This window comes from Chryseobacterium aahli, from assembly GCF_022699665.1.
Lineage (GTDB): Bacteria > Bacteroidota > Bacteroidia > Flavobacteriales > Weeksellaceae > Chryseobacterium > Chryseobacterium aahli.
In genome coordinates this window covers 72269-93164 of sequence record NZ_JALDNB010000005.1, presented here as the reverse complement: position 1 = coordinate 93164, position 20896 = coordinate 72269, and the positions used below count along the sequence as shown (strand labels likewise).

The 20896-nt window shown below is 34.9% G+C and carries 15 protein-coding genes; 5 read left to right on the top strand and 10 right to left on the bottom strand.

Translation table 11 applies throughout. The features are described 5' to 3' along the window. Positions 1-26 precede the first annotated feature (26 nt). From MQX03_RS10680 to MQX03_RS10670, 3 genes are all read right to left on the bottom strand, one after another. On the bottom strand, positions 27-1112 hold the full coding sequence (locus MQX03_RS10680) for a 2Fe-2S iron-sulfur cluster-binding protein (protein WP_242803077.1): 1086 nt from the start codon (positions 1110-1112) through the stop codon (positions 27-29). Continuing rightward, positions 1109-2428 carry a phenylacetate--CoA ligase family protein gene (locus tag MQX03_RS10675; protein WP_242803076.1) on the bottom strand — a complete coding sequence of 440 codons (1320 nt, stop codon included), beginning with the start codon at positions 2426-2428 and terminating at the stop codon, positions 1109-1111. The genes MQX03_RS10680 and MQX03_RS10675 overlap by 4 nt, the downstream gene beginning before the upstream one ends. A 211-nt stretch (positions 2429-2639) precedes the next feature. Next, positions 2640-3215 carry a TetR/AcrR family transcriptional regulator gene (locus MQX03_RS10670; RefSeq protein ID WP_129535014.1) on the bottom strand — a complete coding sequence of 192 codons (576 nt, stop codon included), beginning with the start codon at positions 3213-3215 and terminating at the stop codon, positions 2640-2642. Between the two features lie 361 nt (positions 3216-3576). Between MQX03_RS10670 and clpB the strand changes: the two genes are divergently transcribed. Next, complete coding sequence (clpB, locus tag MQX03_RS10665; protein WP_242803074.1) at positions 3577-6171, top strand: ATP-dependent chaperone ClpB; 2595 nt, start codon at positions 3577-3579, stop codon at positions 6169-6171. A 237-nt stretch (positions 6172-6408) separates the two neighbouring features. Here clpB and MQX03_RS10660 read toward each other — a convergent pair whose 3' ends face one another. From MQX03_RS10660 to MQX03_RS10650, 3 genes are all read right to left on the bottom strand, one after another. Then, positions 6409-7113 carry an FKBP-type peptidyl-prolyl cis-trans isomerase gene (locus tag MQX03_RS10660; RefSeq protein ID WP_242803072.1) on the bottom strand — a complete coding sequence of 235 codons (705 nt, stop codon included), beginning with the start codon at positions 7111-7113 and terminating at the stop codon, positions 6409-6411. A gap of 91 nt (positions 7114-7204) precedes the next feature. Further along, positions 7205-9070, bottom strand: coding sequence for a M1 family metallopeptidase (locus MQX03_RS10655; protein WP_242803070.1), 1866 nt, complete (start codon positions 9068-9070; stop codon positions 7205-7207). Between the two features lie 132 nt (positions 9071-9202). After that, on the bottom strand, positions 9203-11575 hold the full coding sequence (locus MQX03_RS10650; RefSeq protein ID WP_242803068.1) for an outer membrane beta-barrel family protein: 2373 nt from the start codon (positions 11573-11575) through the stop codon (positions 9203-9205). Positions 11576-11719: 144 nt separating this feature from the next. Here MQX03_RS10650 and MQX03_RS10645 point away from each other — a divergent pair, with 144 nt between their 5' ends. Beyond that, positions 11720-13039: a sensor histidine kinase gene (locus MQX03_RS10645; RefSeq protein WP_242803066.1), complete on the top strand. Its 1320-nt coding sequence runs from the start codon at positions 11720-11722 to the stop codon at positions 13037-13039. Then, complete coding sequence (locus tag MQX03_RS10640) at positions 13029-13715, top strand: response regulator transcription factor (RefSeq protein WP_242803064.1); 687 nt, start codon at positions 13029-13031, stop codon at positions 13713-13715. Before MQX03_RS10645 ends, MQX03_RS10640 begins: the two co-directional genes overlap by 11 nt. A 220-nt stretch (positions 13716-13935) precedes the next feature. Here the strand turns inward: MQX03_RS10640 and MQX03_RS10635 are convergent, their stop codons facing one another. The 4 genes from MQX03_RS10635 to MQX03_RS10620 form a co-directional block, all read right to left on the bottom strand. Then, positions 13936-14763, bottom strand: coding sequence for an endonuclease/exonuclease/phosphatase family protein (locus MQX03_RS10635; protein WP_242803062.1), 828 nt, complete (start codon positions 14761-14763; stop codon positions 13936-13938). A 159-nt stretch (positions 14764-14922) separates the two neighbouring features. Continuing rightward, positions 14923-17121 carry a M1 family metallopeptidase gene (locus MQX03_RS10630; RefSeq protein ID WP_242803060.1) on the bottom strand — a complete coding sequence of 733 codons (2199 nt, stop codon included), beginning with the start codon at positions 17119-17121 and terminating at the stop codon, positions 14923-14925. Positions 17122-17195: 74 nt separating this feature from the next. Continuing rightward, positions 17196-18077: an SDR family oxidoreductase gene (locus MQX03_RS10625; RefSeq protein WP_129535027.1), complete on the bottom strand. Its 882-nt coding sequence runs from the start codon at positions 18075-18077 to the stop codon at positions 17196-17198. 274 nt (positions 18078-18351) lie between these two features. After that, positions 18352-18762 (bottom strand): DUF1573 domain-containing protein, encoded by a 411-nt coding sequence (locus MQX03_RS10620; RefSeq protein ID WP_242803058.1) that lies wholly within the window; start codon positions 18760-18762, stop codon positions 18352-18354. A 170-nt stretch (positions 18763-18932) separates the two neighbouring features. On the opposite strand from MQX03_RS10620, the gene MQX03_RS10615 reads away from it, so the two are divergent. Both MQX03_RS10615 and MQX03_RS10610 read left to right on the top strand, forming a co-directional pair. Beyond that, positions 18933-20186, top strand: a complete 1254-nt coding sequence (locus MQX03_RS10615) for a sensor histidine kinase (RefSeq protein ID WP_242803056.1) — start codon at positions 18933-18935, stop codon at positions 20184-20186. A 10-nt stretch (positions 20187-20196) separates the two neighbouring features. Then, positions 20197-20877: a response regulator transcription factor gene (locus MQX03_RS10610; protein ID WP_242803210.1), complete on the top strand. Its 681-nt coding sequence runs from the start codon at positions 20197-20199 to the stop codon at positions 20875-20877. Positions 20878-20896: the final 19 nt, after the last annotated feature.

Genomic DNA, 20896 nt, shown 5'->3' with positions numbered 1-20896 from the left:
ATTGATATATTGTTACATTAATTTAATTAAACATCATAATTAAGCATCACCACATTCGTTGTCGGGTGACATTGACATGTCAGAACGTAACCTCTGGCTACCTCATCTTCGGTAAGCGCGAAATTTTTCTCCATGAAAACTTCTCCTTCCAAAACCTGTGCTTTACACGTACAACAAACTCCTCCTTTGCAAGCAAAAGGTACAGGAAGATTGTCTTTCAATGCTTTATCTAAGATACTCTCTTTTTTAGAATTAAGGTGGAACGAATATTCATCATCATCAATAATGACCGTTACCATACTTTCTAAATTGGCAATTGCCTTGAATTCATCGCTCATTTCTTCAGAATTTTCTTCGTCAGGAGCAGTGAAATATTCAAATAAAACCTGAATTGCAGGTACTTTTTTCTCTTTCTTTAAATAATCAGCAATCCCTTTAATCATTTCCGCAGGCCCGCAAATGAAGAATGTAGATTCTTTAACATCGATATCTGCATATCTTTCAAATAATAAATCTAATTTTTCGGGAGAAATTCTTCCTTCAAAAATCGGATCTTCATGTTGCTCACGGCTTACTAAATAAACGACTTTCAGTCTTCCGTTAAAAGTTTCAACTAATTTATCGATCTCAGCCTTTTTCATCACATGATTCATGCTTCTGTTGCTGTAGAACAAATAAGCATTTGAATTTGGCTCCTGATAAAGACTTTCTTTAATATTTGATAAAACTGGAGAAATTCCGCTTCCTGCCGCCAAACCAACGTAAGTTTTTACGTTTGTCGGGTGATAAGATGTGTTAAAACCGCCCATCGGAGGCATCACTTCAAGAACTTCATCCATGTGAAGATGCTCGTTAAAATAACCGGAAACTTTTCCGTTTTCTAACAACTTAACCAATACTTCTAGCGTGTTGCTTTTTTCACTCGGAGCGTTGCAGATAGAATAAGAACGCCTTTCTTCGTTTCCGTCGATCATCATTCGGAAGTTAAGATACTGCCCCTGCTTGAATCTGAATTTATCTTTCAGTTCCTCAGGAATTTCAACGGCTACATTGACTGCGTCGTTGGTATCTTTCTGAACCCTTACCGTTTTTAATTTATAAAATGAATTCATTTTGTTTTTAGTATTCTATTAATTTTTCCACCTTCGCACTTAGGCAAACTGTCCTGAGCATGAATTTTCACTTTCGTGGTGATTCCTACTCGTTTTTTTATTTCGTTTTCTATACTTTTTGCAAAGTTTCCGACAAAAATAGTATAATCATCGGTATTAATTTCAATTTGTTGGGCTTTCACAAATTCATCATCAATTTCCAGATCGATATCCAATGCTACACACATTTGTTCTTTCTCAATCGGTGTTAAATAATAATTCGGAATTACACCTTCCACATGAGAAAATGCTTCTTCAACCTGACTCGGATATACATTTACGCCTCTTACAATTAACATATCATCAGCTCTTCCAAGAATTGGTTTCATTTTAACCATTGTTCTTTTTGAGTTTTCCTCATAATAAAGACTTGTGATATCGTTCGTCCAATAACGTAAAAGCGGCATTGCTTTTTTCGTCAACGTTGTAATCACCAAAACTCCTTCTTCTCCGAATGGAACAGGTTGTTTTGTAATCGGATCTAAAATTTCAGGATAAAAATGGTCTTCCCAAATGTAAGAACCTCCTTTTTCCTCAAAATCCTCCATCGAAACTCCAGGACCGATAATTTCACTCAACCCATAAATATTGGTTGCATGAACGCCTAATTTTTCCTCAATATGATGTCTGATCAATTCCGTCCAAGGTTCTGAACCTAAAACGGCATATTTTAAACTAATTTCGTCTGCCGAGATTCCTCTTTTAGCAAATTCATCAGCGATTGTTAAAGCATAAGACGGTGAGCAACAGATAACTTCCGGTTTAAAATCCATGATTAAATCAACCTGTCTCGTTGTCATTCCTCCTGAAATTGGAAGAACGCTCATTCCTAATTTTTCTGCTCCGTAATGAAGACCAAGTCCGCCCGTGAAAATTCCGTAACCGTAAGCATTATGTAACTGCATTCCCGGTTTTGCTCCGGCTGCATTCAACGATCTTGCTACTACTTCACTGAATAAATCAATGTCTTCTTTTGTATATCCTACCACCGTTGGTTTTCCCGTTGTTCCGCTTGAACAATGAATTCTTTGTAATTCATTTTTTGGAACGGTAAATAATCCGAACGGATAATTGTCTCTTAAGTCTTGTTTGTATGTGATCGGTAGTTTTGAAATATCTTCAATTGTCCTTACTTCCCTAGTTGATATTCCTAATTCATCAAATTTTCCTTTATAAAAATCCGACTTCTCTTCAAGATAACTCACCAAATTCTTCAATCTCTCGGACTGAAGAGTTCTCAATTGGTCAAGTTTTAAATATTCAACATCAAACTTCATTACTAACTAACATTTGTTAGGTGTAAATTTAAAAAAGATTTTCTAACTGACCAAATTTTAATGACTTTTGTCATATTTTGAATGGTTCTAAATTGTTTTTAGATTGAGACAAGCCTTGCATTTAGATGTTGTTAAAGGTGCGAAGCGGAGTGAAGAATTTCTAATAATAAAGTTGAGATTCTTCCTTCGTCAGAATGACAAAAGAAGTTTATTATTCGTGATTTCCGAGAAGTCCAAAAAGAATTTTATCTCTGATTTCCTCTTTGATATCAACAGAAGATTCTGTATTTCTTTTGAACCAAAAATAAGAATTGTTTAAAGTATGAAGAATAAATCTTGTTGTGAACGTCGGCGATTTCAGTTCCCAATTTTCTGCTTTGTAGATCTCGAGCAATAATTGTTCGACCTCTAGCTGATAGTTTTTTCTCATTTCTATAAATTCTGGAAGCCGGCCGTCTAAATGTTTCCATTCGTTTGAATAAATGTGGGTCACATCACGGTTTTCGAGAACCACTGATAAATGTTTATCAATAAATAAATTCAATTTATCTTTTGGAGGAAGATTCGTGTTTTTGATTTCCTGAAGCTGGGCGAAGAATTCGTGAGCAATTCCGAAGCAAATCCATTCCAAAATTTCTTCTTTTGAACGAATGTGCGCATATAAAGAAGCGGCTTTTATATTCAGTTTCGTTGCTAAATCTCTTACCGAGCTGCCCATATACCCTTTCTCTTTGAAAAGTTCTACCGCAACGTCTAATATTTTCTTTTGTTTTTCTTTAAGCTCCATGATATGATTGCAAAAGTAATTATTCTGATTTAAATCTTGCCTCGACAAGTTTAAAATAATGAAGAGGTCAAAATGTACATCTAATATTTAAATTAATAAGCACTTATCGGAAAATTTGGCAACAAAAAGAATTCCAGAAATACAATATTCGGAAAATTTGTCTTATAAATTTATAAATTCAACAATAGAATACTTTTTGCGATAAGTTAACCGAATTAAATGATTAAATAAGATTGAGAACATCAGAAATTAGAACAAACAGCTTTGAAAATTAGCACTTATCAGACTCTTATGGTCTGAAATCTGATGTTTAAAATCTTAAATTGACAAGTAAAAATTAAAGAATCAAAATACACATCATATGAACTTAAACCAATATACCGTAAAATCACAGGAAGCCATTCAGGCCGCTCAGCAAGTGGCAATGGAATTTGGCAACCAGCAAATAGAACCTCAACATCTTCTGGAAGGAATCTTTCAAATAGATGAAAATATATCGCCTTTCTTACTTAAAAAATCTGAAGCAGATGCAACCTTGGTAAGAGAGCGCAACCGTGAAAATTTAGAAAAACTTCCGAAAGTACAGGGAGGAAATATTTACCTATCACAATCGGCAAACAAAGTTTTGTTGGATGCTCCCAACATCGCCAAAAAAATGGGCGATGAATTCGTTACTATCGAACATTTATGGCTTTCATTATTAGAAACCAGTTCAGAAGTTTCGAAGATGCTGAAAGATATGGGCGTGACCAAAAGTCTTTTGGAAGGAGGAATTAAAGAATTGAGAAAAGGTAGTACTGCGACATCTGCAAGCTCAGAAGAAACCTATCAATCTTTAAAAAAATATGCTAAAAACTTCAACGAATTAGCTGCAGAAGGGAAATTAGATCCTGTAATTGGTCGTGATGAAGAAATCAGAAGAGTTTTACAAATTCTTTCGAGAAGAACGAAAAACAATCCGATCTTAATTGGTGAGCCAGGTGTCGGTAAAACGGCAATTGCAGAAGGCATTGCACACAGAATTATCAGCGGGGATATTCCTGAAAACTTGCAGGATAAAACTTTGTATTCTTTGGATATGGGCGCATTAATCGCCGGCGCAAAATACAAAGGTGAATTTGAAGAGCGTTTGAAATCTGTTGTGAATGAAGTTATCAAATCAGAGGGACAAATTATTCTTTTCATCGACGAGATCCACACTTTAGTAGGAGCCGGAGGTGGCGAAGGTGCAATGGACGCAGCTAATATTCTTAAGCCTGCTTTGGCTAGAGGAGAATTGAGAGCGATCGGTGCAACCACTTTAAATGAATATCAAAAATATTTTGAAAAAGATAAGGCATTAGAAAGACGTTTCCAGAAAGTGATGGTGGAAGAACCGGATACAGAATCAGCAATCTCCATTCTTCGTGGAATTAAAGATAAATATGAGGCGCACCACAAAGTAAGAATCAAAGACGAAGCGATTATTGCGGCTGTGGAAATGTCTCAACGATATATTTCAGACCGGTTTTTACCGGATAAAGCGATTGATTTGATTGATGAAGCGTCTGCAAAATTGAGAATGGAAATCAATTCAAAACCTGAAGAATTGGATGTTCTCGACAGAAAACTGATGCAGATGGAAATTGAACTGGCTGCCATTTCAAGAGAAGGAAGCCAGACGAAAATTGACCATTTAAAAGAAGATATTTCGAAAATTTCTGAAGAAAGAAACGAAATCAACGCGAAATGGCTGAAAGAAAAACAAAAATCTGAGGATTTAACTTCGATTAAAAAAGATATTGAATCCCTAAAACTCGAAGCAGAAAGAGCTTCAAGAGCAGGAGATTACGCAAAAGTTGCTGAAATTCAGTACGGAAAAATAAAGGAAAAAGAAGATGCTTTGCAAAAACTTGAATTGGAGATGCAAAACCATCAAAATGAATTGATTAAAGAAGAAGTTACCGCAGACAACATCTCTGAAGTGATCGGAAAATGGACAGGAATTCCTGTTACCAAGTTGCTTCAATCTGAAAGAGAGAAATTATTACATCTTGAAACTGAACTTCATCACAGAGTGGTCGGTCAGGAAGAAGCGATTGAAGCAGTTGCAGATGCGATCAGAAGAAACAGAGCTGGATTGAGCGACGAGAAAAAACCAATCGGAAGTTTCTTGTTTTTAGGAACAACCGGAGTCGGTAAAACTGAACTAGCAAAGGCTTTGGCGGAGTTTTTATTCGATGATGAAAACAATATGACGAGAATTGATATGAGTGAGTACCAAGAACGTCATTCGGTGTCAAGATTGGTTGGTGCGCCTCCGGGATATGTTGGATATGATGAAGGTGGTCAATTGACGGAAGCTGTTAGAAGAAGACCTTATTCGGTCGTGCTTTTAGATGAAATTGAAAAAGCACACCCAGATGTTTTCAACACGTTATTACAAGTTTTGGATGACGGAAGGTTGACGGACAATAAAGGTAGAGTCGTGAATTTTAAAAATTCGATTATCATTATGACTTCGAATTTAGGTTCGCACATTATTCAGGAGAATTTTGAAAATATTACTGAGGAAAACCAGGATGAGATTGTTGCTAAAACTAAAATTGAAGTTTTCGATTTACTGAAACAAATGCTTCGTCCGGAATTCCTGAACAGAATTGATGAAACGGTATTGTTCCAGCCTTTAAGAAAAAAAGAAATCGGAAAAATCGTGCAGTATCAGTTGAGAGGTTTCAATGATTTGTTGCTGAAAAGAAATATCATTATGACTGCAACGCAAGATGCATTGAATTACCTGACAAACAAAGGGTACGACCCGGTTTTCGGAGCTAGACCTTTGAAAAGAGTGATTCAGCAGGAAGTTTTGAATAAATTATCCAAAGAAATCCTCGCTGGAACCGTGAATGACGGTGACAGAATTACGCTGGATTATTTCGAGGAGACAGGTTTGGTTTTCAGACCAACAGAAAAATAAGTAGTTTTTTTTTCATATATATTATTTTTAAAGAATTTCCGCAGACAAAATCTGCGGAAATTTTCATTTGTAAAACATCATCTGTAAAATAAGCAAATTCAATTGTCGATATCTTACTCTAGTCAAATCGTATTTTCTTACGAAATGGAAATTCGGAGTCACCATCTACAAATCAGTGATTTAACAAAAAAAGAAGCCTTTCAGCTTCTTTTTTTAAATATTGTTTGAAAAATATCTCTATTTTATATTCACTAATTCTACATCAAAGATAATGGTAGCACCTGCCGGAATTGCAGCACCAGCTCCGTTATCTCCATAAGCCAGATCTGAAGGAATGTAAAATCTGTATTTAGATCCTTTGCTCATCAATTGAATACCTTCTGTCCAACCTTTGATTACGCCGCCAAGATTGATATCCATGGGTGATCCTCCATTTTTGTCAGTAGAGTCGAAAACAGTTCCATCCAGAAGTTTTCCAGTATATTTTACCTGTACAACATCTGATGCTTTTGGCTTTGTTTTACCATCACCTTCCTGCAACACCTCGTACTGCAAACCTGACGCTGTGGTTTTCACTTTAGGGTTACTTTTATTTTTCGCAAGAAAATCTAGACCTTTTTTCTTATTTTCTGTTGCTTGCAATCCCGCCGCTGCTTGCTTTTTTTCATGCTGCTTCTGCATAAAGTCTTGCATAAAGGCAGTCATTTCTTCAGCCGGCATCAACTTCTTTTTCCCATCCATTTCTTCTTTGATAGCCTGAGCCAAAAGGTCTGCATCTACCTTGAAACCTTCTTGTTTCATGTTTTGGGCAATACTTAAACCTATGTAATAAGAAGCTTTTTGGTCATCCGTATATTTGCTATCCGCCTTAGTCTCACTTTTCTGAGCACATGAAATACTAAATATTGCTATGCAAAATAATGCGATAGTCTGTCTTTTCATTTGATAATTTTATTATTTATGATGAACGAATTAAATCGGTGCAAATCTATCATTTATTACAGAAACTTTCCTGCTCTAAATAATTTTTCTACTATAAATTTTTCAAGTTATCTTCCGGTGTATAATCCATAAAAAGCCCACCATCAAGCATTACAGATTTTACTTTCTTTTTTGTTGAAATAGAAATCATTGCTTTTTTCTGATCATTTTCCCAAATTTGAGGAGTAAAATGAGTTTTCTCAACCGACTGATCTTCGTAAGTCACAACGACATCAAAAGGAACTGCAAAACCTCCTACATTATCAACCTTAACGACTAATTTTCCTTTCTGCTGAGTGGCATTTGTGATCTTTAAATCAATATAATAATTGGTATAAAACCAATTGTTGAAAAACCAATTCAGATTTTTCCCAGATCCTGTATTCATCGAATAAAAATAATCCCACGGAATCGGATGTTTTCCGTTCCAGTTATCCATATAATGATGTAAAGCTTTTTTAAATAAATCATCTCCCAAATAATCTTTTAATGCTAAATAAGATAGAGATGATTTCACGTAAGAATTATTCCCGTAACCTGCTCCACTCACCTGCGTGCTCATCGTGATGATGGGTTGATCTTGTTCTGCTGAAGCATCATTGATCCATTTTTTGACACGGAAGTTTTTATAAAATTTTTCGGCGGCATCTTTTCCGTTCTCATCAATTCCTATTAAATATTCCAAAGTGGTTGCCCAGCCTTCATCCATAAAGGCATAACGGGTTTCATTAATTCCCATATAAAAAGGGAAATAAGTGTGCGCAATTTCATGATCAGCCGTCAGTCTTGCATCCTGCAAATCATCCGGAATACTTGTATCGTTGATCATCATTGGATATTCCATATCGGCATACCCCTGAATTGCCGTCATCACAGGATACGGATATTCTACACCCGGCCAGTTTTTTGAAAACCAATCGAGATTATAGCGCATCCATTCTACATAATGTTCAAAATCTTTTGCGCCCGCTTTGTAACCGGCCTGTACGCTTGCTCTTTTGGTTTTAAGCTGAACGCTCGAGCCGTCCCAGACATAATGATTACTCAAAGCAAAACAGAAATCTGTGATGTTATTGGCTTTAAATTTCCAAATATTCCATTTGTTATTTTTGGTGACTTTACCAGATTTCATCTCTGCTTCATTGGCAATGTGAATGATCTCATTGCTCGTAAGAGAATTTTTAAATCTATTCAAATATTCCGGTTGCAGAACTTCTTCAGGATTCAGAAAATCACCCGTAGACCAAACCACATAATTTTTCGGAGCAGAAATGGCAAAAGAATAATCATTAAAATCATTATAAAACTCTTGTCGGTCGGAATGAGGAAGCATATCCCAGCCATTGTAATCATCATACACAGAAATTCTTGGAAAAGAATAGGCTACATAAAAAGTCTCAGAATCGATCTGTCCTTCCCTTCCGCTTTGTACTGACAAAGGATATTCCCATTCAATTTTCACCTCAGCTTTCGATTTCGATTTTAAAGCGGTCTTAAGCTTTACTTTTTCCACCGTTCCCCAACTTTCACTGTTGACATAGTATGCAGAACCATCGACGATGAAAGATTTAATTTTTAAACCTGATGATAAAAAATCTTTTGAAACAGAACCAGATCGTGGAGATTCGGGTTTATGAAGATTGTTGACAAATCGTATTGCCAATTCATTTAAATCGTCCTGACTGTTGTTGCTGTAAACAATCGTTTCGTTTCCTGAAACAATCTTCGTTTTAGAATCTACTTTTACCTCAACATTATAAATTCCTTTGTTCTGCCAGTAGTTTTTTCCCGGTGCTCCGGAAATATCACGAGTTCCGTTTTCGTATGCTTTTTTAATATTTCTCGGCATGTACAATTCCTGAGCGGAAATATGTATAGATAAAGCCATGGTGACCAATCCCAAAAGAAATCTATTCATGTTTAATTTTTAAGTAATGAATGTCAAAAATAGGGAAAATGTAATAAAGACTTTTGAAAGATTAAACAGGCAATTAAAATAAATTAACCGAATGAAATTGTTATCAAATGTACAAACTGAGCTGGTGAAAATTTACATTCTTCCCTGTTCATCGGCTTTTTTAATTGCCTTAGCATTTTTCACGGATTGATTTCCAAAATTAAATTTCACAGAAACAGAAACACTTTGTGTATCCCGGTAGTCGATGAAATAATTATCCTGATTGGCATATTTGGTACTCACCTTTTCACCTGATGTTCTGAAAATATCATTGAAAACAAGACTCGCCTCAAGCTTTTTGTTGAAAAACTTTTTATTCATGACCAAATAGGCAGATGACGAACTAGAAATTCTAAATGTACCCTGAATGGATGGCGAATTGTACCGATGACCCAATTCTAATTTCCAATCGCTGTTTTTGTCTAAAGTAAAACTTGTGGAAATATCCGAAACCCAATTCCATACCTTGTTTTTATACAAAACATCATCAATTCCGATAAAATAATTTTCGTTGTGCTCAAGGTTTTCAGACAAACTCAGACTCCACCAAGGTTTGATTTGAAAATTTTTGTATACACTTAAACCAAACGCCTGTCCTTTCTCGATATTTGTAAAATTATAAATCAAATTATTGGTACTTGGCTCCTGAAAAGAGATTTCCATCGACGGGAAAATTTCTTTTCTATAATAGAAATCCAGATTCCATTCTTTCCAAGTGTAGGTAAAATTGAGGTTATGGATAATAGTAGCTTTCAATTTCGGGTCACCCTGAAAATAGGAGAACAAATTATAATATGATTTAGCCGGATTTAGCCATGAATAAGAAGGTCTGCTAATGCGTTTTCCATAAGATATCCCAAACTGATGATTATTGGCGGTCGTGTATTGTGCATAGAGTGTAGGAAATAATTTCCAGTAATTGTTTTTATTCACTTCAAACGGCTCTGAAACTACTCCTTCCAAGTCGGTTTTTTCTGCCCGTAATCCTGCTTTGAAATTCCATTTCCCGGGATTATAGGTCAATGAAGTATAGAGTGCAAAATTGTGTTCTTTGTAATCAAAAACATTACTTTTATCATATCTGTATTGTAATTCTCCGTTTTCGTTATCTGAAAAATCGAGTCGACTGTTGGTTTTCACAAAGCTGTATTTTCCACCGGATTCTACTTCCCACTTTTCATTTTTCCATTGATAATCTGCCTGTGTGGAGTAAAGTTTGACATCACTTTTATTATTGGTTACAAAATTATTTTCTGTTGGAGACTGGTTCACAAAATCAAGATAGGTTAAGACATCCTGATATTTCTGTGCATTGTTTCCAGCAAAATAATTCGTCCAGGTTAACTTGCTTTTTGCATTTAATTTTCTGTCTACCTGAAAGCTTACCGAATTATTGATGCTCCTAGAATGATGATCGTTGATGGTTGTATAATTCGATTCAACTTCATTTTGGCTGTTATAAATTAAAGTCGGCACGTTGTAAGTTCCAAACGATTTTGGACTAAAAAATCCTGAATAATTTAAACTCACATTGGTCAGACTGTCAATTTCATATTCCAGATTAAAATTGACCGTATTCTGGCTCGCGTTCTTATCTTTTCTGTTCATTGTACTAATCCATCGGGTCTGATCTTCAGCATAATTTACATAATCTGTACCTTCACGATAATAGGTTCCGCTTCCGAAATAATAACTTCCCATCACCGAAAGTTTATTTTTTTTATAATACTGAGAAATCCCAGCCACGCCCTTTGCATATTGACTTTGAATATATTTTGAGCTCAAAACACCACGATATCCTTCAATTTTATTTTTTTTCATGACGATGTTGAGAACTGCACTTCCCGAAGCTTCGTATTTTGCGGGTGGATTGGTAATAACTTCTACAGATTTCACTTCATCACCCTGCGTATTTTCCAATAAATTTTTCAGTTCGTCACCCGTGAGCATGACTCTTTTATCATTAATTGTTACGACGATACTCTGACTTCCTTTGATTGCCAAAACATCATTTCCCGATGTAACTCCGGGAGTTTTTTTAAGAATCTCCCAAGCATTAAGTGACGAGATATTGCTGTTTTCTACATTAAATTCTAATCGGTCTATTTTTCTTTTCACCAAAGGTTTCTGTTTGGTCATTACCACTTCCTGAATTTCCTGAATATCTTTTTTAAGGATAATCTGTAAACTTTCTTTTTGCTCATCCAAGTTTAGATTTTTTTCCAACTGAGCATATTCTAAATCTTTGATGATTAATTTTACATTGTTTTCTGTGATTCCATCCAATACAAAATTTCCGTTTTCATTGGTAGTTATAGTTTTTAATAAAATATTTTGAGAATTGTAAACTTCTACAGAAACCAATGGCAATTTTTCTTTCTGAATGTTCGTAATAGTACCTTCAATTTTACTTTTTTGCGAAAACAAAAGAGCCGGAAAGAATAATAAAATGAGAAATTTATACATGAGGATTTATTTAGATTTTAGTAGTCAGAATTTTTTTTCTTCTCGTACAAAAGTCTGCAATGCTCAAGAGAATTTAGGTTAATGGAAGGTTAACGAAGGGTTAATGTCTATTGGGGAAAAGATGAATGCTTTATCTTTGTTTTAATGATTTCAAAAAGCAAAAATCTTATCACTCTGTTTGCTACTTTATTCCTGCTTCTTTTGGGGATTCAGGGGTATTTCATGTACAAAACCTATCAGGTAAAAGAACGTGAAATCTACCGCGAGGTTCATAAGACATTGACAGAATACACTGATCATCTTGAAGACAAAGGTGGAATGAAAAGAGTACACGATGATACAGTGCAAGCCATTTTAGTTCGGTTTAAAAACAAAGAAATTACACATGATGAATTTCTGAATCTTTTCGATAAAAACAGAATTGCTACCGAAAAAGAATTTAGCAAATATGTAGATGACCAATTTAAAGCTGAAGGGTATGAGGTTGCAGTAAAAATTGAATATTCGTCAATTATTTTTAATCCTACAAAAACAAATCTCATTACAAAACCCATTGTTATCTACGAAACTAAAAAAAAGGTAAAGAAAGCCGGAATTTTAAATACCGGGACTTGGGAAACCACTTCTAAATCAACTGATACTGATGACAAAACACTCACCAGAAATGACAGCTTCTCTTTAAAGAGTACCACTGGATATGAAATTTTAAATATAAAAACAGTGGTTTTCAGAGAATTGACTCTGCTTATTTTATGTTGTATCGCTTTGCTTGCAAGTGTCCTGATTTTATATATTTTCACGATTAAAAACCTCATCAAACAACAAAAACAGATTGAAGTTTTACATACCATCGTTGATAATATTTCACATGAGTTCAAAACACCGATTGCTACTTTAAAAATTGCCTCAAAAACTCTGAAAAAGAATCTTAATACGGAAACATTACCCTTAATTGACCGACAAGTTAACCGATTAGAAAACCTATTACTTCAACTTCACAAGGATGAAAATACAGCGGAAACAATTTTTATACAACCCGAAGATTGGGATTTTTTTATTCATGATCTGGCTTTTACATATCCTGAGCATGCATTTAAGTTTCAAAATGACATTGAAAAAGAGATGCCTTTTGATAAAAATTTAATGGAAACTATCGTTAAAAATCTCTGCGAAAACAGTGTAAAATATGGTGCTTCTGAAATCGACATCAATATAATTGGCCAAGAAAAACATTTAGAAATAAACATTTCTGATAACGGTGAAGGAATTGCAAAAAAAGAATTGAAAAGTATTTTTGAAAAATTCTACAGAATACAATCCAACAATATTCACAACACAAAAGGTTTAGGATTAGGACTTTATTTTGTGCAGAAAATAGTTTCAAAATATCACGGGAAGATAGATGTGAAAAGTGATATCAATATCGGAACACAATTTAAAATCAATTTGCCGTATGAACACTAAAATTCTTTTGGTAGAAGATGATTCAGACTTTGGGATGATTCTGAAACAATATCTTGAATTAGAAGATTTTGAGGTTGTCTGGTTTCAGAATCCGGAAGATGTTGTGACTATTTTAGCTTCAGATTTCCCGTATCACATCGGGATTCTAGACATTATGATGCCTAAAATGGATGGCTTTTCGCTCGCAAAAATCATTTTAAAACAGAAACCACAGTTTCCACTCCTTTTTTTAACCGCTAAAAATCAAAAAATCGACCGTCTTACAGGTCTGAAAATCGGTGCAGATGATTATCTGGCAAAGCCTTGTGATCCTGAAGAATTAATTTTAAGAATTAAAAACATTCTGAAAAGGACAACATCGAATATCCCAAACACTCAGCAGAAAATCGGAGATTACATTTTAGATTCAGACAAGTTGCTACTCATTCATCCCACAGGAAATATCCGTTTAACCATCCGTGAAAAAGATCTGTTAATTTATCTTTTACAACATAACAATCAGATGATTAAGCGTGATGATATTCTCGATAATTTATGGGAAACTAACGATTATTTTACCGGAAGAAGTCTCGATGTTTTCATCAGCAAACTCAGAAAATACCTGAACAACGACCCTACCATAAAAATTCTGTCAGTAAGAGGCATTGGCTTTGAAATCAATTTCCCTGAAAGATAAATTTAGTGAAGAATAATTTGAATATTCATTATTAATCATATTGCTTAATTTTTAACGCAAAGTGCTCAAAGATTTTTTAACTACTAACTATTTTTAATGTTACACAAAGCGGTTTCACTTATAAAAGCTCACAAAGTTTTTTTCATTTATGACAAATTACGGGCAATCAAAAAAAAGCTTCATCCAACTGAACAAAGCTTATTTTCTATTTTGAATTTATTTAAAATTGCAGATCAACCAAAACCGGAAAATGGTCTGATGGATAGAGCAGATTTTCTCGTCTGTCGTTGATGTGTCTGTGAGATTTTATTTTAAAACCTTTCGTGAAAATATAATCGATTCTGTCTTTCGGAACTTCATTGACGTTAAATGCTGTGAACGTCCCTACCGGACCATAATGTTTCTTTTCAGCATTGTAGAAAGTATCTTCCAGATTTTGAGAAAGAATTTTTACAGGCTCTGAATCTTCCGTTAAATTAAAATCACCCGTTAAAACTAAAGGCAAATTTTTCGGATTTAATTCTTTGACTTTCTTTAAAATCAATTCTGAAGATTTTACTCTTGCAATATTTCCGATGTGATCAAAATGAATATTCATTGCCAGAAATTCTTTCTTTGAATCTTTATCTTTAAAAATTGCGTAGGTACAAATTCTATTCAAAGCCGCATCCCAACCTTTTGATGGTTTTTCGGGAGTTTCAGAAAGCCAGAAGGTTCCTGATTTTACAATCTGAAGTTTTTTAGTATCATAAAATATTGCCGAAAACTCACCTTTCTCTTTGCCGTCATCTCTTCCAACTCCTACATAATCGTAATTTCTCAAACCTAATTTAATATCTTTCATCTGTTCGGGAAGCGCTTCCTGAACACCAAAAAAGTCTGGGTGGTAATAAGTCAACAGATCTGCAACATCTTGTTTTCTCTGTGGCCAGGCATTCTCCTTGTCGGAATCAACATTCAGTCTGATATTAAAACTCATCACTTTAAGATCCTGAGAAAAACCTAATGCGAAAAACATCACCAATACGATTGAAAATCTGAAATTCATTATTATTTCATTTAAAATTAAAAAACAAAAATAAAACTTCTGATTTACAGAGAAGCTATATATATGAAAGTTCACTGTTAAATTAAATTCATAAAAAACTCCGGAAAATTTCCGGAGCAATTATTTTATATTTTAAAATTTAAAAAGATGATTGGGAATTTATTCTTTAGTAAACTTAAATTCTCTACCGCCTTGTTTAAAACTGATGGTCTTTTTATCCTGGCTAAATGTCAGTGATATTTTTGCCTGCTCGAATGTAAATGTGTTATTCCCAATATATTCGAGATCAAATTCCGGCTGTCCGGTTGCCTGACCAAAGAGCTGATTATTTTTTTCGATAAACTTCAGTTTTACCGGAAGATCTTTGCTCCCAAATGTTCCGGTAAAATCTTTTGCATTGATTTTCTCCACCATTTTTGCATCTGCAGAAGACCATGTGTTATTTTTAGGGTTTATATCAGGAATTTGAGATTTAGGATCCAATTTTACCTCTGCAATTTCTTTGGTTGAGTCTACTTTAAATGTCCACTCTGTATTTCTTTTCCAGATTTCTACAGGTAACTTTACAACTTGCTCAGTTCCGTCTTTAAATTTTAACTGAATAGTGGTCGGCATTGGTAATTGACCCAAATTTTCTACGGTAATCTGCGCTCCGTTTTTGAAATCGCCATTGACGTATTTCACATTTTTTACGGACTGATCGATTTTCCATTTGTTGATAAACCAACCTCTCCAGAACCAATTCAGTTCTTCTCCCGAAACATTTTCCATAGTGTGGAAGAAATCCCAAGGTGTAGGATGCTTGAATGCCCAACGCTCAATGTATGTTCTGAAAGCTTTATCGAATTTTTCAGGTCCAAGGATAGATTCTCTCAAAATCCCCATTCCCATTCCTGGTTTGTAATAGGCTAAAACTCCTATATTATTCTCCTTCATATTATCAGGTCCCACCATAATCGGTTCAAATTGATCACTCATCAGAAAAGCTCCGGTCTGTGCAATATTTTTCTTTGAATAATATTCGCCTTTATTGAAAGCTTCAGTAGATAATTCATTGATAAATGTGTTGAAGCCTTCATCCATCCATGCAAAAAGTCTTTCGTTTGATCCCACAATCATCGGGAACCAATTGTGCCCGAACTCATGATCGGTAACACCCCAAAGATCTTCTCCTTTAGAATTCATATGGCAGAAAACGATTCCGGGATATTCCATTCCGCCTTCGTTTCCTGCAACGTTGGTTGCCGCTGGGTAAGTATATTCATACCATTTGGCGGAATAATGTTCGATAGCCGCTTTGGTGTATTCTGTAGACCTTCCCCAAGCGCTATTTCCTGCACTTTCAGAAGGATAAGCCGAAATTGCCAATGATTTTTTGCCACTCGGAAGATTGATTTTTGCTGCGTCTACAATAAATGCCGGAGAAGATGCCCAAGCAAAATCTCTAGTTTTATTGATTTTAAACTTCCAGGTTTTTGTTCCTGAGGTATTATTTTTTCCAATCTCAGCTTCCGGTCTGATTATGACTGTTTTATCTGAATTTCTTGCCTGCGACCATCTGATGTTTTCTTCTTTTGAATACACTTCTTTTTCATTTAAAAGTTCTCCCGATGCAACAACATAATGATTGGCAGGAACTGTAATATTTGCAGTAATATTACCATATTCAAGATAAAACTCTGAGGCTCCTAAATAAGGCATCGTGTTCCAACCCAAAACGTCATCATACACGCACATTCTCGGATACCATTGTGCTATCGTAAAGATTTTACCGTTTTTAGTATCCTGAACGCCCATTCTGTCTGATCCGTATTGTGGAGACAAGAAGGTATATTCAATTTTAATTTTTGCTACTCCACCTTTTGCTTTTAATTCTTGTGGCAAATCAATCTGCATTCTGGTGTCTGTAACCGTGTATTTCACATCTTTGCCGTCGTATTTTACCGATTTAATTTTATATCCGCCTTCGAAAGTCTCCCCTTTTGCTCCGTTTCTGCTCCCAGAAAGAGGTACAAGCGCATTTCCACGGGAATCTTTTTCAAATAAATTTTGATCCAGCTGCAGCCACAGGAAACTCATCTTATCCGGACTGTTGTTGGTGTAGGTAATTTCAGCCGTGCCTGTGATTTCATTTTTGGTATCGTTTAAGCTGACGTTGAGATGATAATCTGCAGAATTCTGCCAATAAGCATGTCCCGGCTGACCGCTTGCTGAACGGGTTTCTGTTCCGGTTTGAGAATAGAAAAACGGTTTAAAGGCTTCTACATAATCGTATTTGGGAGCTTCCTGAGCATACACAGAATTGGCAAAAAGCATCACTGCTATCGTAGAAATAATAGTGGGAAATTTAAAATTCATTGAAAATATTTTTTGATTCGTAAAAAAACTCCTGAAATTGTTACAATTCCAGGAGCCTAATTTAGTTATTTTAATTAATTTGATTTTTTTGATTTAATCATAGCCTCCAAAGTATCCCACATTTCCTGCGGAATATCTTCAAGCATATTAAATTCACCTGCGCCCTGCAGCCATTCTCCGCCATCAATAGTTACCACTTCTCCATTCACAAAAGATGAAAAATCTGAAACAAGGTAAGCCGCAAGATTTGCCAGCTCCTGATGTTCTCCCACCCTTTTTAACGGGTTTTTTTTAGCCAAATCAAATTGGTCTTTCATATCTCCCGGAAGTAATCTGTCCCAAGCTCCTTTTGTAGGGAAAGGTCCCGGCGCAATCGCATTAAAACGAATATTATATTTTCCCCATTCCACGGCTAAAGATCTTGTCATTGCCAACACGCCTGCTTTCGCACACGCTGATGGAACGACATATGCAGAACCCGTCCAGGCATACGTAGTGACAATATTCAAAACAGTTCCCGGTGTTTTAGAATCAATCCAGTGTTTTCCTATAGAAAGGGTACAGTTTTTTGTTCCTTTTAAAACAATATCTAAAATGGAATCAAAAGCAGAATGCGTCAGTCTTTCCGTTGGTGAAATGAAATTTCCGGCTGCGTTATTTAATAAAATATCAATTCTCCCAAATTCTTTTAACGTGGCTTCTTTCATTGCTTCCACTTCATCCCAGTTTCTGACATCGCACGCAACACAAAGTACTCTTCCACCGGTTTGGTCTTCCAGTTCTTTAGCGGTTCCGTAAAGTTTTTCAAGGTTTCTTGATGTGATCACCACTTTTGCTCCCAACTGAAGAAAATATTTGGTCATTGCTTTTCCAAGACCGCTTCCGCCGCCGGTTACAATCGCTACTTTTCCTTTAAGAGCATCTTCCCGCAACATGGGTTGTGTATATTGATTCATATATTTTATTTTTCTTAAAAATAATAAATATTAAACGGATAGAGCGTAAAATCTATGGATAAATGATGTGATAAATAATATTCTGTGCATCGCAATATTTAATTTAACCAAAAAGCTCCAAAAAATTGATAAATAAAATGATAAAGTCCACAAAAATGCCAATAATTTTGATTTAAAAGTAAAACAACCTTGTAAATGAATACAAGGTTGTTCTTATTTATTTGAAATACTGATTTGAAACCAATAGCAAAAAGTAATTGTTATCAGAATATAATTATGCCGTAACTATTCCTTTGAAAGAAAGAGTTTTAGGCGTTTTGCTATCGCTTGTTGTTACATTTACGGTCTTAATAAATGGACCAGCACTTGCTGCATTGAAACTAGCTTCTACGAAACCTTTCTTACCAGGAAGAATTGCCTTCTTACTGTAATCTGCTGTAGTACAACCGCAAGATGGAGCAACATTTTCAATAATAATTGGTTTTTTTGATGTGTTTGTAAACTCAAATCTAATCAATTTCGGTTTTCCTTGAGGAATATTGCCAACGTCAATAGATTCTGATTTCCACTTAGCTGCTTCTGCAATTACTTTTACGATAGGAGTTCCTTCAACTGGAAATACATTAGCATAAAATGGTGAAAATGCCATAACTGCAAGTAATGCTGTAATTTTTAAATTTTTCATGAATATAAATTTTTATAGTTAATAATTCAAAGAAATTGACTCTTCTTCTTCGATAGAGCAAATGTAAAGACGAAAATCATGAGATATTGTTAACCGCTATCAAACATTTGTTAACAAGTTGTTAATGATAAAAGATAAATAGATATTTTTGGATAATATTGCTTCTGAAAATGGAAATCAAAAAACTCAATATCATTATCACCCTGGGGCTCGTTGCTATCATCGGAATTCTGATCGCTCAACTTTTGTGGACGAGACAGGCGTATAATCTTGAGGATAAAAAATTTAATCAAAAGGTCAATATCGCTCTTCTTGAGGTGGTAGAAAAACTGTCGGGTGAACAGACGTCTTTCATTCAAAGTCCGGTACAGAATGTTGATAACGATTATTATGTCGTCAATATCAACAACGAGTTTGATCCTACGATTCTTGAATATTATTTAAAAACTGAATTCACCAGATTTCAGATCAATACCAATTATACGTACGCAGTTTATAATTGCCATAGCGACAAAATGATCTATGGAAAATACATTTCTGCGCATCAGGAGACTTCAAAAAACAAAACCATCAATTTTCCGAAGCACGAAAATCTGACGTATTATTTTTCCATACGATTTCCTGATAAGATGACGTATATGATTGGTTCGCTGAAGTTTTGGTATATCCTTACCTTCGCGCTCATCATTATTCTTTTGGTTTATGTTTATTCAATCTACACCATTATTCAGCAAAAGAAATTCTCAGAATTGCAGCGTGATTTTATCAATAATATGACCCACGAGTTCAAAACTCCCTTGTCGTCAATTTTATTGGCTACAGAATCTTTGAATAAGCAGGAAATTGTAAGAGAAAACTCTAAACTTCAGACTTACACTTCGATTATCATTAATCAAAGCAACAAACTGAATAATCACATCGAAAAGATATTAAACATTGCCAAAAACGATGCTGCAGGACTTTCTTTAAAAACAGAAAAAATATTGCTTCTACCTTTTATTCAAGAAATTGCAGAGACCATGCAGCAAAAAAATGCAAACCTGACAATTGATTTGAATATTGACAACAATACTTATGTAATTGCAGATAAATTTCACTTTACGAACATCATTTACAATCTTTTAGACAATTCAATTAAGTATTGCGAGGCGGCTCCTCATGTTATCATTTCCACAGATAAAGATTCAAAAGGCTTATATTTAAAGTTTAAAGACAACGGAGTTGGAATTCCGACTAAAAATATTCCTCAGATTTTTGATAAATTTTACAGAGTTAATACTAAGAAAAACAGTGAGATCAATGGTTTCGGATTGGGTTTATTTTATGTAAAAAAAATCGTTCAGCAACATCACTGGAAGATTTCTGTGGAAAACAATCAAGACCAGGGAATTACCACAACGCTGTTTTTGCCTTTTTCAAAATAATGTTTACATGATGGAGAAATCTAAAATTTTGTATGCCGAAGACGACCAGACTATTGCTTTCCTGATTCAGGACAGTTTAGAACCGTACTATGATATTGATTATCATGCCAACGGAAAATCTGCAATGAATGCATTTGATACGGAAAGTTATGACATTTGTCTCCTCGATATTATGATGCCTGAAATTGACGGTTTTGAACTGGCAAAACACATCAGAACGCATAATTCAGAGATTCCCATTATTTTTATTTCTGCCAAAGCTTTAAAAGAAGACCGCATCAAAGGTCTAAAAATTGGTGCCGATGATTATCTGGTCAAACCTTTCAGCATTGAAGAACTGATTTTAAAAATTGAAATTTTCTTAAAACGTACAAAAAAGACGAATATTACTCCTGCAAAATATAAAATCGGAAAATATAATTTCGACCCAAAAAATTACACTTTACAGGAAGCAAACAACATCATTACCCTTACCCAAAGAGAATCTGAACTGCTTTTATATTTTATCACCAATAAAAATTCTGTTCTTAAAAGACAGGATATTTTAAAAGCCGTTTGGGGCGATGACGATTATTTTATGGGCAGAAGTCTGGATGTTTTTATTTCAAGGTTGCGCAAAGTTTTTGTGGATGAAGAGAACATCACCATAGAAAATCTTCACGGAATTGGTTTTCGCTTTTCTGAAAGCTAAAAGATGACATTGGTCGTAT

Bases quoted from the DNA above. Each gene is read 5' to 3' on its own strand.
- MQX03_RS10625 (WP_129535027.1), bottom strand. From the start codon at position 18,077: ATGAATCAATATACACAACCCATGTTGCGGGAAGATGCTCTTAAAGGA.
- clpB (WP_242803074.1), top strand. From the start codon at position 3,577: ATGAACTTAAACCAATATACCGTAAAATCACAGGAAGCCATTCAGGCC.
- MQX03_RS10655 (WP_242803070.1), bottom strand. From the start codon at position 9,070: ATGAATAGATTTCTTTTGGGATTGGTCACCATGGCTTTATCTATACAT.
- MQX03_RS10660 (WP_242803072.1), bottom strand. From the start codon at position 7,113: ATGAAAAGACAGACTATCGCATTATTTTGCATAGCAATATTTAGTATT.
- MQX03_RS10645 (WP_242803066.1), top strand. From the start codon at position 11,720: ATGATTTCAAAAAGCAAAAATCTTATCACTCTGTTTGCTACTTTATTC.
- MQX03_RS10670 (WP_129535014.1), bottom strand. From the start codon at position 3,215: ATGGAGCTTAAAGAAAAACAAAAGAAAATATTAGACGTTGCGGTAGAA.
- MQX03_RS10675 (WP_242803076.1), bottom strand. From the start codon at position 2,428: ATGAAGTTTGATGTTGAATATTTAAAACTTGACCAATTGAGAACTCTT.
- MQX03_RS10635 (WP_242803062.1), bottom strand. From the start codon at position 14,763: ATGAATTTCAGATTTTCAATCGTATTGGTGATGTTTTTCGCATTAGGT.
- MQX03_RS10640 (WP_242803064.1), top strand. From the start codon at position 13,029: ATGAACACTAAAATTCTTTTGGTAGAAGATGATTCAGACTTTGGGATG.
- MQX03_RS10620 (WP_242803058.1), bottom strand. From the start codon at position 18,762: ATGAAAAATTTAAAAATTACAGCATTACTTGCAGTTATGGCATTTTCA.
- MQX03_RS10615 (WP_242803056.1), top strand. From the start codon at position 18,933: ATGGAAATCAAAAAACTCAATATCATTATCACCCTGGGGCTCGTTGCT.
- MQX03_RS10650 (WP_242803068.1), bottom strand. From the start codon at position 11,575: ATGTATAAATTTCTCATTTTATTATTCTTTCCGGCTCTTTTGTTTTCG.
- MQX03_RS10610 (WP_242803210.1), top strand. From the start codon at position 20,197: ATGGAGAAATCTAAAATTTTGTATGCCGAAGACGACCAGACTATTGCT.
- MQX03_RS10630 (WP_242803060.1), bottom strand. From the start codon at position 17,121: ATGAATTTTAAATTTCCCACTATTATTTCTACGATAGCAGTGATGCTT.
- MQX03_RS10680 (WP_242803077.1), bottom strand. From the start codon at position 1,112: ATGAATTCATTTTATAAATTAAAAACGGTAAGGGTTCAGAAAGATACC.